The organism is Limnohabitans sp. B9-3, from assembly GCF_002778325.1.
Classification (GTDB): domain Bacteria; phylum Pseudomonadota; class Gammaproteobacteria; order Burkholderiales; family Burkholderiaceae_C; genus Limnohabitans; species Limnohabitans kasalickyi.
Map to the genome: position 1 here is coordinate 395,768 of NZ_NESI01000002.1, position 18,038 is coordinate 413,805.

An 18,038-nucleotide genomic window follows, 5' to 3' on the forward strand; every position below is an offset into this window, starting at 1 on the left:
CCATTTCTACCCAATCTAAACCATCACTTCCTCGGAGCACATCATGGCAACAGCAGCAAACAACGCATCGCTCATCTTGAACATCAGCGGCACGCAAAGCGTAGTCTTGAAGCGCGGTGAAAAAACCAGCGTCATCGCCAAAGCCGGTCAACGCTACCGCGTGGTCAAAGAGGGTGAAGAAGCGAAAGAAGCTGCAGCCAAAGACGTGGCCGCAAGCCAAAAAGGCCAAGACCTGTTGCTCAGCTACGCAGACGGCACGCAAGTGCTGTTGGTCAGCTTCTACGAAGCCTGTAAGGCCGAGCAATGCGCGGTCGACATGCCGGGCGCCAAGGGCACAGGCACCAGCGGAGGCTACGTCATCACCGGCGACAGCGCGGTGGGTGCGAGCTTGTCGGACGGGGGCAAGTTGGTTTATGCGTTTGGTGATACGCCTTCGATGGCGGCATTGACCCAAGGTGCAGAGCAAGCCCGAGGCTTCTCGCACCAAGACAGCTTGAGCACCTACATGCCACCCAGCGATGCTGCTGTTTGGACCCCCATGCAGATGGGGTTAGGTGTGGTGGGCGTTGCTGCGCTGCTGCATCAAAATGACAAAGCATCCGTGCCCACCGTCATTCGTGGCACGGTGGTGGCTGGCCCGGTTCTGGCTGGCAACGGCTTGACGGCCGTGGCCTACAAAGCCGATGGCACCGTCTTGGCCTCGGGCGCAGTCAACGCCGATGGCACCTTCACGCTCAATGTGGGCAATGACTACTTGGGTGGCGTGTTGGTCAAAGTCAGCGACACCAACGCCAATCCAGATTACTTTGACGAAGCCACAGGCGCCCCCAAAGACCTGAGCACCGACTTGCGCGCGCTCACCGTCATTCCTACGGCGGGCACCTACAACGTCAGCGTCAACGTGTTGACCGAGCTGGCTGTGCGTAACTTAGGTTTGTCGGGTGGAGACACGGGCAATTCAAGCACCACCTTCACCAGCGTGAACGCCACCCAAATCACCCAAGCCAACCAAAAAGTGGCAGCCTCTGTGGGCCTCTCGCAAGATCTGGTGCTGGGGGCAGCGCCAGTGGCCATCATCACCACAACTGGAGCCAGCAACGCGCAATCCAACGACTACGGCCGCTTGTTGGCCGCGTTGTCGGGTGCTGAAGTGGGCAGCGACACAAATGCTGTCCTCGTGGACTTGGCCACCAAGCTGCAAAGCACGCAAGCCCAAGCCACTGGCCAAGTGCTGGAGACCTTGCTCGAAGGTGCAGCCAAGGTCAACCTGGTGGCCGCGATTTCTGACATCACCAACCAAAAGTCCACAGCCATCACCATCGGTGTGGTCTCGCAAGACAACCGCTTGAGCCCCACTGAAATGATCGCAGGCGTCGAGGTGCAAGGCACGGCCGCGGCAGGCGCTTCCGTCGTCATTGCATGGTCCGATTCGACCGGAACAGCGACCGCTACAGGCACACGCACGGTGACGGCCGACTCGCAAGGCCGCTGGAGCACCAGCTTTACGAGTGCAGAAATGCCAGCCTTGGGTGCGACCACCCTCAAAGCCACCGTGGGCAGCGACGCAGCGACGCGCAGTATTTACTTGGATGAACCTTTGGCCCCGACCATCACACTGACCCAGATGACAGGCAGTGGCAACCTGACGAGCAACGGCCATGTGGATGTCAGTGGCATCTTGAACGGCGCAGGTTGGGACTACAGCCTAGACGGCGGTGCCAACTGGACAGCAGGCAGCGGCAGCGGCTTTACGGCGACGGGCGACGGTGCCAAGCAAGTGTTGGTGCGGCAAAACATTGGCGGACATACCTCGCCCAGCAGCAACACCCTCAACTTTTCACTCGACACCGCTACCCCAGCCGTCACGCTCAGCGCAGTCACTGACGATGTGGGCAGCGTCACCGGGCCTGTTGCCTCTGGCAGCAGCACCGACGACACCGCACTTGTGCTTTCTGGCACGAATGAAGCGGGTGCAACAGTGGCGGTCTACAACGGCACCACCTTCCTCGGCGCGGCCACGGTCAGTGGCACCAACTGGACCTACAGCGCTACCGTTGCCAATGGCAGCACCTACCAATTCAACGCCACAGCCACCGATGCGGCGGGCAACACCAGCGCGGCCACAGCTAACCACACTGTCATCGGCGACACCGCTGCCCCAGCCGTTACGCTGAGCGCAGTCACTGACGATGTGGGCAGCGTCACCGGACCTGTTGCCTCTGGCAGCAGCACCGACGACACGGCTCTTGTGCTTTCTGGCACCAACGAAGCGGGCGCATCAGTAGCGGTCTACAACGGCACAACTTTGCTCGGGGCTGCCACGGTCAGTGGCACCAACTGGACCTACAACGCTACCGTTGCCAACGGCAGCACCTACCAATTCAACGCTACAGCCACCGATGCGGCGGGCAACACCAGCGCGGCCACAGCTAACCACACTGTCATCGGCGACACCGCTGCCCCAGCCGTTACGCTGAGCGCAGTCACTGACGACGTGGGCAACGTCACCGGACCTGTTGCCTCTGGCAGCAGCACCGACGACACGGCTCTTGTGCTTTCTGGCACCAACGAAGCGGGCGCAACAGTAGCGGTCTACAACGGCACAACTTTGCTCGGCGCAGCCACAGTCACTGGCACCAACTGGACCTACAGCGCCACGGTTGCCAACGGCAGCACCTACCAATTCAACGCCACAGCCACCGATGCGGCAGGCAACACCAGCGCTGCCACGACCTACCACACCGTCATCGGCGACACGGCCGAGCCCACCGTCACGATCAGCAGCAGTGCAACCAGTTTGGGCGCCAACGCCACAGCTACCTTGACCTTCACGTTGAGCGAAGCCATCGCCAATTTCAGCGACACCAGCATCACCGTCACGGGTGGCACGCTTAGCAATTTCAGCGGTAGCGGCACCAGCTACACGGCCACTTTCACGCCCGATGCGGGCCTGAGTGGCGCAGCCACCGTCAATGTGGCAGCCAGCGCTTTGACCGACGCAGCGGGTAACAGCAACAGCGCGGCCAGCAACACGGTTTCCATCAGCGTGGACACGCAGGCCCCCACCGTGGCCAGCATCACCGCCAGCCGGTCGTCATTGTTGGTTGACCAAACCGCTAGCCTCAACATCATGCTGAGCGAAGCATCCACCACCTTCGGCTTGGCCGATCTGCAGGCAGTGGGCGGCACATTGAGCAACTTGCAAGGCTCTGGCAGCAGTTACACCGCCACCTTCACGCCTGATGACAACCGCACCGCACCCGGTAGCGTGTCGGTCACATCACGCAGCTTCAGCGACGCGGCCGGCAACGACAGCGAAAAATCAGACAACGACGGCGTCGTCATGGCCATTCAGACCCTGCGGCCCACAGCGACGCTTCAAGCACGCCAAACGAAGTTGGGCATGGGTGATGCAACCACCATCGACATCACCCTGAGCGAAAAATCCAACGACTTCGTGGTGGGTGACCTCACCGCCAGCCATGGCACGCTCAGCGAATTCACGCCAAAAGGCGATGGCATGCACTACAGCGTGGTGTTCACGCCTGAAGCACCTTTCACCGGCACCGGCGGCGTCACGCTGGCAGATGGCCGCTTCACCAACGCAGCGGGCAACAGCAACAAAGGCGAGGGCCAAGTCGCCAGCACCGACAGCTTGGCCATAGACACCACACCCCCCACGGTCACCATCACCAGCGACGTTACGGCTTTGTCTATTGGCCAAAGTGCAAAAGTTACTTTTACCTTCAACAAAGACCCTGGCGACAGCTTTGACGCCAAAGACATCACCGTCAATGGCGGCACGCTGACCAACTTGGTCAACAACACCGGCACCATTTGGACGGCACGCTTCACACCCACCGATGGCAGTACCGGCCAAGCCAGCATCACAGTGGCTTCGGGCCGCTACACCGATGGCGCAGGTAACAAAGGCGCAGCAGGTACCACGCCCGCCATCACCATTGACACCCAAGGCCCCGTAGCTGACAGCTTGCTGCCAGGTAACGCCACCACCGTGCTGCCTGGCCATGCGCTGGTGTTGAACTTCAACGAGGTCGTTCACAAAGGCACGGGCAACCTCGTGCTGGTCGACGACACCGCAGCCACGCGCACCAGCTTCGCCGTGAGCGACACAGCCGTGGTGCTGTCCAACGACGGCAAAACCCTCACCATCACGCCCACTACTGCATTGGTGGCCGGTAACCAATACCACGTCGAAGCGGCACCTGGCACCTTGCTCGACGCCGCAGGCAACGCTTGGGCTGGCATCGCCAGCAGTGACTGGGCCAACAGTGGCTGGCACTTTACCGCCGCCACGCCCAGCGTGAGCTTGAACAAAATCAGCACCGACAACCGAGTGAATGGCGTGGAAAACACCGCTGGCGTGACCGTCAGTGGCGTGCTGGACTCTGAAACACTGGCTGTGGTTCAGGCCTTTCAGGCGGGTGACTTCACCGTCACCTTGACTCAAGGTGGCATAAGCATTCCCGTCACCGTCAATAGCTATGTGGTCACCAACGGTGTGGGTGCTTGGAGTGGCACCACTACGGCGGGGGCATTCACACAAAACGGCACTTACAGCGTCAATGTGACGGCCAGTCGCGTCATCAGCAGCAGCACGGTGAGTGCGCAGACCACAGGCATCGTCTTGGTCGACCTCAGCGCATCAGCGCCTACGCTCACTCTGCTCAACGACACCGGCACCAGTAACAGCGACGATATAACCAGCGACGCCACCGTCAGCGTGGCAGTCTTGGAAGACAAAGCCTCTTGGGAATACAGCACCGACAGCGGCAGCACTTGGCAGGCTGGCAGCGGCACCCAGTTCACCGGTGCCAGCACCGAGGGTGCCCACACCGTGCTGGTGCGTCAAACCGACGCAGCGGGCAACGTGTCCAGCAACGGCACGCTCAGCTTCACGCTTGACACCTCCGCAGCTAAACCTGTCATCAACGCCATCGCTACCGACAACATCATCAACGCCAGCGAAGTGGGCAGCGTTATCTCCGGCACAGCAGAGGCCGGTGCCAGCGTGCAGCTGATGCTCGGTAATGGAAAGCAAGAACGCACCGTCACCATCACGGCTGACGGCTCCGGCAACTGGACCCATACCCTCAACGCCGCCGACTTGGCCGCGATGGGCCGTGGTCAAACCCAAATCACGGCCACACAAACGGACGTGGCGGGCAACACTTCGTTCACAACGCTGCGCAACTTGACCGTGGACACCTTTGCGCCCACCGTCAGCATCGAAGCCAGGCAGACACAGCTCACGGCAGTCAACGGCACCACCACACTCACATTCACCCTTAGCGAAGAAAGCACAGACTTCACGGCCAGCAGCGTCACCGTCACGGGCGGTACGCTCAGCGGCTTTGCAGGCAGTGGCACGCAATACTCAGCCACCTTCACCCCCACCAATGCGGCCACAACAGCGGGCAGCGTCAAAGTCGCCGCGGGAGCCTTCAGCGACGCAGCAGGCAACACCAACGCCGAAGCCAGCAACCGCATTGAACTCAGTGTGGACACCGTGGTGCCCACCGTGGCTGTGTCCAGCAACGCAGCCACCTTACTGGCAGGCGAAACGGCAACCCTCACTTTCACACTCAGCGAGGCCAGCGACAGCTTTGGCGCAGACAGCCTCAACGTGGTCGGTGGCACCCTGAGCCCACTCAGTGCCAACGCTGCGCGCACTGTTTACACCAGCGTGTTCACCCCCACCCCAAGCTTTGCAGGGGCGGGCAGCGTCACGGTGGCTAACAGCGCCTTCTTTGACCGAGCTGGCAACGTCAACGCCGACGGCGCTGACACCAACAACAGCGTGTCCCTGAGCATCCAGGGCGCCATCGTCACGCTCGACATCAGCAGTGACAAAACCTTGCTGAAGGCTGGCGAGACAGCCACCATTAGCTTCACGTTCAGCAGCGCCCCCACGGGCTTTGCGGCCGGTGACATCACCGTCTCAGGCGGCACCTTGGGCGCGCTCACCACCGTCGACAGCACCCACTACACCGCCACCTTCACGCCCACAGCCAGTGCTGCCAGCGGCACGGCCAGCATCAGTGTGGCCAAGGGCAGTTATACCGGTGGCGGGGGCAATTTGGGCGAGGGCGCCAGCGTGCCCAGCATCTTCTTGGACACCCTGGCACCCACCCTCCAAACCCTCAACCCCGATGACAACGGCTTTTTGGCTGCTGGCAACGCCTTGGTGGCCACCTTCACCGAAGCGGTCAGCGCAGGCACGGGCAGCATTCGCTTGGTGGACGACACCAGCAACACCACGGTCACCTATGCCATCACCGACAGCGCCATCGTCATCGACGGTAACAAGCTGACCTTGACACCCACCACAGCTCTGGTCGCCGGACACAACTACCACCTGAGCATTGATAGCACCGCCTTGGAAGATTCCGCAGGCAACGCCTATGTGGGCATTGCCAACGCCACCAGCTGGAACTTTGGAGCCACCAACCTCTCCACCACGCTCAACCCGGTCACGGGTGACGGCCGCATCAATGACGACGAAAAAACAGCGGGCCTGATTGTGCTGAGCGGCACTGTGTCCTCCCTCAACCCAGCCGTGCTCACCGCGCTGACGGCCAGCGACATCGTGGTCAAGATCACCGTGCCGCGTGACAAAGACAGCCAAAGCTCAGACAACAAAGTGGTGACCTGCACAGGCGTTACCTACGACAGCACGACAGGCGAATGGACCGCCACGCTGCCAGCCACATGGGAGTACGCCAACTTCAACATCTTTGGGGTGATGACCAGCACCACCACCAAGACAACCCTGATCAACGGCGACACTGACAACATCGCTGTCACCATCACCGGCCGCAACGGCACCGCCGCCGCAGGCCTGACCGCCACGCTGAGCGACACGATGACGGTCGACCTGAGCGACCCCGCCACGCCCACCCTCACACTGGCCGGCGACACCGGCAGCAGCAACAGCGACGGCATCACCCGCAACGGTCTGATCAACGTTGGCGCCTTGGAGGCAGGCGGCACTTGGCAATACAGCTTGGATAACGGTGCTAATTGGCAACCGGGCACAGGCACCAGCCTGGCGCTCACGCAAGACGGCGCGGTCGCCCTGCAAGTCAAGCAAGCCGATGCCGCGGGCAACGCCTCGGGCACACGCAGCTTGGCCGTCACGCTCGACACCCAAGCAGACGCACCTGGGGTCAATGCCATTGCCACAGACTACCGCATCAACGCCAGCGAAACCAGCAGTGCCATCAGCGGCACGGCCGATGCCAATGCCAGCGTGAGTCTGGTGATTGGTGCCAACACCCGCACCGTCACCGCCAACAGCAGCGGCGTGTGGAGTTACACCTTGGTCGCAGGCGACATCACCGCCATGGGGCAGGGCAACGAGGTCATCCAAGTCACCCAAGCCGACAAAGCCGGCAACACCAGCGCGGCCACCAAGGCGGTGATTGAGGTCGACACCGTGCTGCCCACCGTCACGCTGGCCAACACCGGCAGCGCCAGTTTGTTGGCAGGCCAGAGCACCACCTTCACTGCCACACTGAGCGAACTCTCGGCCAGCTTTTCAGTGGAGAGTCTGACCGTCAGTGGCGGCACCGTGACTAACTTCAAGGCCGATGCCACGGGCTTGGTCTACACCGGCACATTCACGCCCGACAGCAACAGCACCACAGCAGGCAGCATTGGCATTGCAGCCGGTGCGGTAGGCGATGCGTCTGGCAACACCAACAGCGCCGCCAGCAACACGTTGGCCCTGACCATCAACACCGTGCAACCCAATGTGGCCGTCACCAGCAGCGTGGCGGCAACCACCCCCCTGCACGCAGGCGAAACGGCCACCGTCACCTTCACGCTCAGCGCGGCATCCAGCGACTTCACAGCCGCCGACGTGACCACCATCGGTGGTACTTTGGGCAACTGGACCGCCGTCAGTGGCACGGTGTACACCGCCAGCTTCACGCCCGACGCCAACAGCCGAGCCCCCGGCAGCGTCAGGGTGGCCAGCGGCACCTTTGCCAACGCCGCGACCAACACCAATGCCGACGGCGCGGACGACAACAACACGGTCAGCTTTGCCATCGCCACGGCTCGCCCCACGCTCACCATCAGCAGCGACCTGGGTACCTTGGGCGGCGCTCAAACGTCGCAAATCACCTTCACCTTCAGCGAAGATCCGGGTAGCAGCTTCACGCTGGCCGACATCGCCCTCACCGGTGGCACGCTCAGCGCCCTCAACGGCGCAGGTAACGTTTATACCGCCGTGTTCACGCCTACAGCTGGCTTTGTAGGCGCAGCCGTCATCAGCGTGGCCAATGGGCTCTACACCAACGCCGACGGCAGCTTGGGTCAAGCCGCTGGCAGCCCATCGCTCACCATCGACGCCGTGGCACCCACCGTGGCCATCAGTCGAAGTGCCAGCGGCACGTTAGGCGCGGGGCAAACCGACACCATCACCTTCGACTTCAGCGAAGCGCCGGGCAGCAGCTTCACACTAGACGACATCGATCTGAGCGGCGGTACTTTAGGATCACTCAGCGCCGTGTCTGCCACCCAGTATGTCGCCACTTTCACGCCAGATGCCAACGAAAGAGGCACGGCCAACATCCGTTTGGGAAATGGGCGTTTCAACGACGTCGCAGGCAACGTCAATGCCGATGGCAACGATGCCAACAACCTGCTGGCCATTGGCTATGCCACCGGCAACAGCAACGTGGGCAACGTCACGATCGCCAGCGCGCCTAGCCTGCGTTTGTCGGCCGACACAGGTGCAAGTAGCTTGGACGGCATCACCAACAACGGTGTGATCGAAGTCTCTGCCCTGATGGATGGTGCCACCTGGTCTTACAGCCTAGACGGAGGTGCCAACTGGCTAGCAGGCAGCGGTAGCAGCTTTGCCCTGACCAGTGCAGGTGTTTACACCGCCGCAGCGGGTAGCAGGCAACTGCAGGTGCGCCAGACCGCCGGGGGGTTGACCTCCAATGCGGGCACCTTGGCTGAAAACGTGGACTTCCGTCCGGCCTACAGCAGCAATGTGTCGGTAGCGCTGGACGTGGACACCGGCAGCTCGGCCACCGATGCCATCACCTACCGTGGTGCGCCCGTGGTCAGTGGCCTGGCAGCCACAGACACTTGGCGCTACAGCATTGACAACGGCCTTAACTGGGTCACGGGCTTCACCGCCACCTGGACCGACGCTGGACAAAGTTACTCGGCCAATATCATTTCAAACGGTCAACTCTGGGGCCAGGACAAGACATACAACACCCTTATGGAAGCCACAGATGTGGCTGGCAACACGCGCACCGTGCAATATGCGTTCAGACAAGACAACTTTGTCGAGTCCCCGAATTTCAAGCTCACACCCGACGGAGCCCTTGTGGCTGCCACCAACATCGAGCCGGGTGCAACTGTGTCGTACGCCCTATGGTTGGGTTCAACCTCTGTCTACCGAGGGCCAAACTACACCCCACCCACAACGCCTGGTAGATACAACCTGAACATCAGCCTTACGGATGTGGCGGGGAATAGCAGTTCAAATTCGTTTAGTTTCGATGTGGTCGCGCCAGTATTAGGCATCAAATTGTCGGCTGTTGCAGGCGGCACAGGCGGCTTTGTCATCAATGGTCAGGGTGCGTCCGACCAAAGCGGCATTAGTGTGTCAAGCGCAGGGGATGTGAACGGAGATGGCTTGAATGACCTGATCGTCGGTGCCTCTGGTAGCGATCCTGCAGCGGGATCAGGTGCTGGGCGAAGCTATGTGGTGTTTGGCAAGACGGGCACGGGGGGCATCGATCTTTCAGCCGTAGCTGCTGGTACGGACGGCTTTGTAATCAACGGGCAATGCGCGCTTGACGAAAGCGGCATCAGCGTGTCCAACGTGGGTGATGTGAATGGCGACGGCTTGGCAGACTTGATTGTCGGTGCCTCTGCTAGCGATCCTGCGGCGCGAGTAAATGCTGGGCGCAGTTATGTGGTGTTTGGCAAGACCTCGACCACGGCCGTGGATCTGTCAAGTATGGGGGCCACGTGGGGCTTCGTCATCAACGGGCAATGCGGTGGTGACTTCAGCGGCTCCAGTGTGTCCAGCGCGGGGGATGTGAACGGCGACGGACTGGCTGATCTGATCGTCGGGGCCAGCCAGAGTGATCCCACAGCTGGGCTCTCTGAGGCCGGGCGAAGCTATGTGGTGTTTGGCAAGACGGGCACTGCGGCCATCGATTTGTCGGCCGTGGCTGCGGGTCCGGGCGGCTTTGTGATCAACGGTGAGTGCCAGGGTGACAACAGCGGTATCAGTGTGTCCAGCGCTGGGGACGTCAACGGAGACGGCTTGGCCGACCTGATTGTAGGTGCCAATAAGGGCGGCTTTCTGCCATCTAGTTTGGGAAACCAAGTTGGTCGCAGTTTTGTGGTGTTTGGCAAGACGGGCTCGACAGCCATCGATCTGTCGTCCGTCGCGGGCGGCACAGACGGTTTTGTTATCAACGGCCAGTGTTATATGGACAAATCCGGCTTTAGCGTGTCCAGCGCGGGGGATGTGAACGGCGACGGACTGGCTGATCTGATCGTCGGGGCCAGCCAGAGTGATCCCACAGCTCGGCTCTCTGATGCCGGGCGAAGCTATGTGGTGTTTGGCAAGACTGCCACGGGTGCCATCAATTTGTCAGAAGTGGCCGCGGGAGTAGGCGGCTTTGTCATCAACGGCCAGTGTATTTATGACTTAAGTGGCTTCAGCGTATCTGGAGCGGGGGATGTGAACGGAGACGGTTTGGCCGATGTGATCCTTGGGGCCAAATACAGCGATCCGGTGGGGGCCAATAATGGCGGACGAAGCTATGTGGTTTTTGGCAAAACCACCACGGCAGCAATTGATCTCTCAGCTGTGGCTTCAGGTGTAGGCGGCTTTGTGATGCATGGCCAGTGCTTAAGTGACCAAAGCGGTATTAGTGTATCCGGCGCGGGGGACGTCAACGGTGACGGCTTGGCCGACTTGCTCGTTGGGGCCCCTAACAGCGATGCCTTGGCGGGTGCCGATTCAGGCCGTAGTTACGTGATTTTTGGCAACACCACCGGGGACTTTGGCCAAACCGCGGTCGACTGGCTGGGCACCGACGGTGCCGACACACGCAGCGACAACGGCAAAGCCAGCACTTTGGTGGCCGGCGCAGGCAACGACATACTCACCGCCACCGCTGCCAGCGTGCTTTACGGCGGTGCGGGCAGCGACAGATTTCTCATCAACCAAGCCATGATCACAGCGCTGCAAAGCCCCATGGGCCAAGGCGGCAACGTGGGCCAACTGGCGCGCATCGACGGCGGTAGCGGCACAGACATCCTGGCCCTGTGGGGCAGTGGCTTGACCCTTGACTTGACCAAAGTCGCCAACCAATCCGGGGCCAACCCCGACGGCGGCAGCCGCATCGACAGCGTGGAAATCATCAACTTGTCTGGCATCGGCAACAACACCTTGGTATTGGCTGGACGCGATGTGCAAGACATGGCTGGCATGAACCTTTACAACAGCGGCAACGGCTGGACGGGCCTGGCCGCCAGCGTGGCGCGCCATCAACTGTTGGTCGAGGGTGACTCCGGCGACGTACTCACCTTGGGTACAGAGTGGTCCCGCGGCGGCACAGCCATATGTTTGGGAGAGAACTACAAGATTTACAACGCAGGCTCAGGTGCTCAGGTGCTGGTGCACGAGGCGGTGACGGTGAACCTGGCGCCCCCAATGGTTCATTTGTCAGCCGTGGATGCGGGTGTGGGTGGGTTTGTGATCAACGGGCAGTGCGAAAGTGACCTCAGTGGTTCGAGTGTGAGTTCAGCTGGCGACGTCAACGGCGACGGACTGGCAGACTTGATTGTCGGGGCATCTAAAAGCGGCCCGACTACGGGTGGCAATACGGGACGAAGCTATGTTGTGTTTGGCAAGACCTCAGGCACCAGCATTGATCTGTCTGCTGTCGCCAATCAAAGCGGTGGCTTTGTGATCAATGGGCAGTGCGCTTCTGACAATAGCGGCATCAGTGTGAGTGCTGCGGGCGATGTCAACGGCGATGGTTATTCAGACCTAATCGTTGGGGCGTCCAGTGCAAACAACTTGTTGGGCCGAAGCTACGTGGTGTTTGGCAAGGCAACCGGCTCCACCATAAACCTATCTTCGGTGGCAAACGGTATTGGTGGCTTTGCCATCAACGGGTTCCTCTCGAATGCACTCAACGGTTTAGGTACGAGTGTAGGCGGCGGTTTCAGCGTGAGTTCTGCGGGCGACGTGAACGGCGATGGTCTGGCCGATCTGATCGTGGGTGCACCCTTTGGGAATAACAGTTTAGGTAGAAGCTTTGTGGTGTTTGGCAAGGCATCCTTTACAGCGATCAACCTTTCTGAGGTGGCGGGTGGCCAAGGTGGCTTTGTGATCAACGGTAACAGCACTACTCTAAACAGCGGTAACAGCGTGAGTTCTGCGGGTGATGTAAACGGCGATGGCTTAGCTGACCTGATTGTTGGCTTAACCATGCTCAAATCTGAGGGTGCCTGTTACGTGGTGTTCGGAAAGGCCACAGGCACTGCTGTGGACTTGACAACACTGGCAAAAGGTAATGCGGGTGGTTTTGTGATCAACAGACAAAGCGATTCAGGTATGAGCGAAACGCGCGTGAGTGCAGCTGGCGACGTGAACGGCGATGGCTTGGCTGACCTGATCGTGGGTGTAAGTAACATGGATAAGTTTTCGGGTCGAAGTTATCTGGTGTTTGGCAAGGCCACATTCGAAGCTGTGAATTTGTCGGCTGTGGCAGCCGGCACAGGTGGTTTTGTGATCAACGGTGACGTTAATTCCAGATCAAGCGGCTCTAGCGTGAGCGCTGCTGGCGACGTGAATGGAGATGGCCTTGCCGACTTGATCGTGGGGGCGCCCAGCGCAAACGCCGGTGTTGGGCGCAGTTACGTGGTGTACGGCAAAACTTCGGGTATTGCTTTGAACCTGTCGGATGTGGCGGCGAGCAAGGGCGGATTTGTGATCAACGCGGACTTCAACTCATTGAGCAACGGCACGAGTGTGAGTGCTGCAGGTGATGTGAACGGGGACGGCTTGGCCGACCTGATCATTGGAGCACCCAACTCGAATGCACAGGCCGGTCGCAGTTACGTGATTTTCGGCGGCACCACTGGGGTATTTGAGCAAACCGCCGTTGATCAGATGGGCACGGACGGGGCTGATATGCAAAGCGATAACGGCACAGCCAGCACCTTGGTGGCCGGGGCAGGCCAAGACACCCTCACCGCCACTGCCGCCAGCGTGCTTTACGGCGGGGCGGGTTCGGACACCTTCAAAATCAGCCAAGCCATGGTCACCGCGCTGCAAAGCCCCATGGGTACAGGCGGTAACGTGGACCAACTGGCACGCATCGACGGCGGCAGTGGCACGGATAGGATTAGCCTGACTGGTGCAGCCTTGACGTTTGACTTGACGCTGGTGGCCAACCAAGCCGCCAGCAACCCCGACGGCGGCAGCCGCATTGACAGCGTGGAGATTTTTGACATCTCAGGCTGGTATGTCAACAACACCCTCAAGTTGACGTCAAAAGATGTGCTGGAGCTCGGCTCTGCCAAGTTGTTTGACCCCGCGTCTTCGCGCCAGCAGCTGATGGTGCTAGGTGATAAGGGCGACATCGTCGATCTGGCTGACGGTACAGGTACTTCGGGGTGGACCAAGGAAAGCAAACTGGTTACGCATGGCAACGCAGGGTTGCAACAAGTCTGGAACCACAAAGACAGCTTGGCCACACTGTATATATCGTCGGATGTGACGGTGATTTGATGACAAACCCAGCCATCTACTACGCCTGCACGCTGCCCGTGCGTGCAGGCGGTGAGCTGGTGAATTTTCAGCATGTGGACAGCTTGCGCCGCCAAGGTTGGCGAGCGTTTGCGTGGCTGCAAGAAGGTGCGGAGCTGGAGTGGCCATCACAGGCTTTTCCGGTGCCGGTGGTGCAAGGTGGGCCGCACCACCGCTGGACACCGCACGATGTGCTGGTGTTGCCCGAGGTGTGGTCTGACAGCGGTTGGCAGATCATGCGCGAGCAGGGCTGCCAGCTGGTGATGCACAACCAAAACCCTTACTACACCTTCAGAGGTTTGCCCACCCTAGACGCGCTGAATGCTTTTCCACTGGCGGGCGGCCTGTGTTGCAGCGCTTTCACGCGCGACACTTTGCAGGCTTGGGGTTCGACCACCGACTGGCAGGTGGTGCAACCCATGGTGCTGCCGCATTTTGAGCAAGCGCTGGCCCATATAAGTGGCCTGTCGGCCAAGAGGCAGCAAATTGCGTTCATGCCGCGCAAGCGCCCTAACGAGGCCAAGCAGCTGCAACAGTGGTTTGCCGCGCTGTGCCCGCAGTGGGCCCAAGTGCCGTGGGTCGAGGTGGACGGCATGAGCCGCCCGCAGGTGGCGCAAACGCTGGCCGAGTCGCTGGTGTTTGTGAGCCTGAGCAAAGACGAAGGCCTGGGGCTGCCGCCGCTGGAGGCCATGGCCGCAGGCTGTTTGGTGGCGGGCTTCACAGGCGGTGGTGGGCAAGAGTACGCCACGCCTGACAACGGGCTGTGGGTGGGCGAGGCGCAGCTGCCCGACCTGGCTTTGGCCATAGCCAGTTTGCTGGCCATGGATGCGCCGCAGCAAGCGGCGCGTGTGCGAGCGGGGCAAGCCACAGCGGCCCTATTCAGTAGAGCGAATTTTGATGCGCAGCTGAACGCAGCTTGGCACCAGCTGTTGGGTGACACGGCATCGGCTTACCGGAGTGGCGCATGAGTGGTTTGCAATTCCCTAAACCCGTGGGCCATTGGCTGCAGGTGGATGTGCCGGGCCCCGCACGGTTTTGGATGGACAGCTGCACAGGCCGCGATCAAGTGGCCTTGTCAGCATGGGCCGACGGCTGGGCGGCCTATGAAGCGCCTTTGCCCAGCTTGGTGGCGTGTTGGTGTGCCGCTCTGAACCCCGTGGTGGTGGATGTGGGTGCGAACACTGGTTTTTACAGCCTGCTTGCCTTGGCCACGGGCGCTGCGCATGTGCACGCGTTTGAGCCCGTGCGCGAGATTGCCGATGTGCTGCGGGCCAATGCGCAGATGTCGGAATTGACGGCGCGGTTGGATGTGTACGAGATGGCTTTGGGGGAAGCGCAGGCGATGTTGGATTTGCATTTTCCGGACGCGTCGCATGGGTTGATGGAAACCTCGGCTTCGCTGAACAAAGCTTTTCGCACGCGCCATGCTGGTGTGCGGCGGGTACCCGTGCAGCGGCTTGACGCAGTACTTCCCCCGGACGTGCTGTGGCGTGGTGTGACGCCCAATACGCCGGTGCTGGTGAAGATCGATGTGGAGACGCACGAGCCTGCCGTGCTGAAAGGTGCGTCGGGCTGGTGGCAAACCGTTCGGCCTGCCTTGGTGTGCGAGGTACTGCCCGGCTGCGACACCCAGTTTTTTGAAAACTTTGCCCAAGCGAATGACTATGTGCATTACGCGTTGGGCAGTGATGGCGGGGTGGATGAGTTGGTGAGACATGTTGTAGCGACAGAGCGCGTCACGCCAAGCGACACCCACCGCGACCATTTGTTTTTGCCTAGATCAGACGCCGCGCGCTGGCTGGCACCTTTGGGTATGAAATGAAGAAGACAGAGAGCAAGCCGGTTAAAAAAGCGGCAACTAAGAAAACACCATCGCGTGTGAATGGTGCGAAGAACGCGACAGAGATCGCCAATGCCATGGGTGACAACACGCAAGTGATCACTCGTTTTAACGCGGGTAATGCCGCGTGGCGTGCGCAAGATTGGACGGGGGCTTTGGCTGCTTACGACGCGGCTTTGGCCTTGGAGCCAACTTTTGAATTGGCCTTGCTAGGCCGCGCCCGCGTTCTTGTGCGCTTGGGCCAATGGATGCCTGCACGCGAGGCGTTTGCCAGCTTACTGCGTGCCCACCCGCAGCAATTCAGTGGTTGGCTCGAAGCGGGGCATCTGTGCCGCCAGATGGGTGAGTTGCAACAAGCCGCGGCGGCGTATCAACGTGCGATGGACGCCGCGCCCGAGCGCTACGAAGCGCCGCTGGGCATGGCGCGGGTGCTGCACCAGCTAGACCAAAAGCCTTTGGCCGCGCAAGCGTTTGAACAAGCGATGACTTTGGCAGGCGGAGCGCAAGCCAATGGGGCTAGCCAATCTGCGAGCAAGGCAGTGGCAAATGGTTCGCCTCATTTGCCCGCCGAGGTGGCGCACCGCATGGGCCAGTACCTGCTGGAGCTGGGCGACAACGCGGCTGCTGTGCAGGTGCTGCGCTTGGCGTTGCAAAAGCTGCAAGCTCAAGCGCCAAACGCCACGGCGCGCGGCAACACGCAAGGCGGCAGCAACACAACGCTTTCCGTCATCAACATCATGGCTGAAGTTCAAATGGACTTGGGCGAGGCTTTGCTGCGTTTGGGCCAGCAGCCTGCCGCTTTGCAGGTTTTAACGGAGGCGTCGGCGGCCACCCACGAGCCCACGCTGGCCCGATTGGGCGCCTTGGCCTTCAGGCACAACCTGTGGCAAGAGGGCTTGGCCGTGCTGCGCAAGTGTGTAGACCTGTACCCGCAAAGCCCCACCGCCCGCTGGAACCTGGCGCATTTGCTGGCGGAGAGCTGGCAGATGGACGAGGCCGAGCAGGTGTTGCAAGAAGCGGAGAAGCTGGGGCCGATGCCCGGTGCGAAGAGCATGCGTGCCTCCATTGCTGGCCGCCAAGGCGATGCCGACACGGCGCTGCGCTTGTACCGTGAGCTGGCGGATGAGTCGGGCGAGCAGGGCAAGTTTGCCTCCAGCTCGGCCATGTCTTCGCTTTACAGCGATCAGTTGACGGCGCATGAAGTGGCCGACTTGCACCGCGAGCTGTTTGCACCGCTGGGGCAGGGTGCACGAGCGCGTGAGAGTTTTGTGCGGGCACCGCTGGCCGGGCGGCGCATCAAATTGGGGCTGGTGAGTGCGGATTTTCACCACCAGCACCCGGTGAACATCTTCATGCAGCCGGTGCTGCGCGAGATCGACCGCAGCCGCTTTGAGGTGTTTTTGTATTTCACGGGTGTGAGCTACGACGAGCAAACCCGATTGGCGCAGCAGCGCATCGAACACTGGGTGGAAGCCACCACGCTGAACGACACCCAACTGGCCAAACGCATCGACGCGGATGGCATTGATTTGCTGCTCGATCTGGCAGGCCACACCGGCCAGCAGCGCATGAGCTTGTTTGCCAAACGTGTGGCACCCGTGCAGGCCACGTATTTGGGCTACCCCGGCTCCACCGGTGTGCCCAACATGGACTGGGTGCTGGGCGACGAGGTGGTCACGCCCGTGGGCAGCGACTCGCTTTGTTCAGAACGCATTGCGCGTTTGCCGGGCACAGTGTTCTGCTTTGCACCGGAGGTGGACTACCCATACCCGGCGTTTGCAGACGACGTTGCGAAACGGTCTTTGACCTTTGGCTCGTTCAACAACGTACCCAAATTGACACCGCGCACCTTGCGGTTGTGGGCGCAAATTTTGAAGGCGGTGCCTGATTCACGTTTGTTGCTCAAGGCCCCAAGTTTTTCAGACGGCGGTGCGGTGCGGCTGTTTGGCGAGCGGCTGCAAAAGCTGGGCGTCGATTTGGCCCGCGTGGAGTTTCGCGGCCCTACGGGCTTGACCGACATGATGGCCGAGTACACCGATGTAGACATTGCGCTGGACCCCGTGCCCTACAACGGCGGCACCACCAGTTTGCAAGCGATGTGGATGGGTGTGCCGGTGGTGACGCAGGCCGGGCACAACTTTGTCTCGCGCATGGGCGGAAGCTTCATGACTGCCGCTGGCCTGCCCGAGTGGGTGGCAGATGACGACGAAGGCTATGTGCGTGTGGCGGTGCAAATGGCGCAAGACCGGGCCGCTTTATTGGCGCTGAAACGTGGCTTGCGCGAACGGCTTAAAGCACGGCGTGGCTGGGATGTGGTGGCGCACACGCGGGCGATGGAGGCGGCGTTTGAGGGCATGGTAAGTTAGC

The 18,038-nt window shown here is 60.8% G+C and carries 4 protein-coding genes; all 4 read left to right on the plus strand.

The genetic code is table 11. The features are described 5' to 3' along the window. Window positions 1–43: 43 nt before the first annotated feature. From B9Z42_RS04710 to B9Z42_RS04725, 4 genes are read left to right on the plus strand one after another with little or no spacing between them, the layout of a single operon-like run. Window positions 44–13,813 (plus strand): Ig-like domain-containing protein, encoded by a 13,770-nt coding sequence (locus B9Z42_RS04710; RefSeq protein ID WP_100132178.1) that lies wholly within the window; start codon window positions 44–46, stop codon window positions 13,811–13,813. Further along, window positions 13,813–14,799 carry a glycosyltransferase gene (locus tag B9Z42_RS04715; RefSeq protein ID WP_100132179.1) on the plus strand — a complete coding sequence of 329 codons (987 nt, stop codon included), beginning with the start codon at window positions 13,813–13,815 and terminating at the stop codon, window positions 14,797–14,799. The genes B9Z42_RS04710 and B9Z42_RS04715 overlap by 1 nt, the downstream gene beginning before the upstream one ends. Next, window positions 14,796–15,653 carry an FkbM family methyltransferase gene (locus B9Z42_RS04720; protein WP_100132180.1) on the plus strand — a complete coding sequence of 286 codons (858 nt, stop codon included), beginning with the start codon at window positions 14,796–14,798 and terminating at the stop codon, window positions 15,651–15,653. Before B9Z42_RS04715 ends, B9Z42_RS04720 begins: the two co-directional genes overlap by 4 nt. Next, window positions 15,650–18,037: a tetratricopeptide repeat protein gene (locus tag B9Z42_RS04725; protein ID WP_100132181.1), complete on the plus strand. Its 2,388-nt coding sequence runs from the start codon at window positions 15,650–15,652 to the stop codon at window positions 18,035–18,037. Before B9Z42_RS04720 ends, B9Z42_RS04725 begins: the two co-directional genes overlap by 4 nt. Window position 18,038: the final 1 nt, after the last annotated feature.

Bases quoted from the DNA above. Each gene is read 5' to 3' on its own strand.
- B9Z42_RS04715 (WP_100132179.1), top strand. From the start codon at position 13,813: ATGACAAACCCAGCCATCTACTACGCCTGCACGCTGCCCGTGCGTGCA.
- B9Z42_RS04725 (WP_100132181.1), top strand. From the start codon at position 15,650: ATGAAGAAGACAGAGAGCAAGCCGGTTAAAAAAGCGGCAACTAAGAAA.
- B9Z42_RS04720 (WP_100132180.1), top strand. From the start codon at position 14,796: ATGAGTGGTTTGCAATTCCCTAAACCCGTGGGCCATTGGCTGCAGGTG.
- B9Z42_RS04710 (WP_100132178.1), top strand. From the start codon at position 44: ATGGCAACAGCAGCAAACAACGCATCGCTCATCTTGAACATCAGCGGC.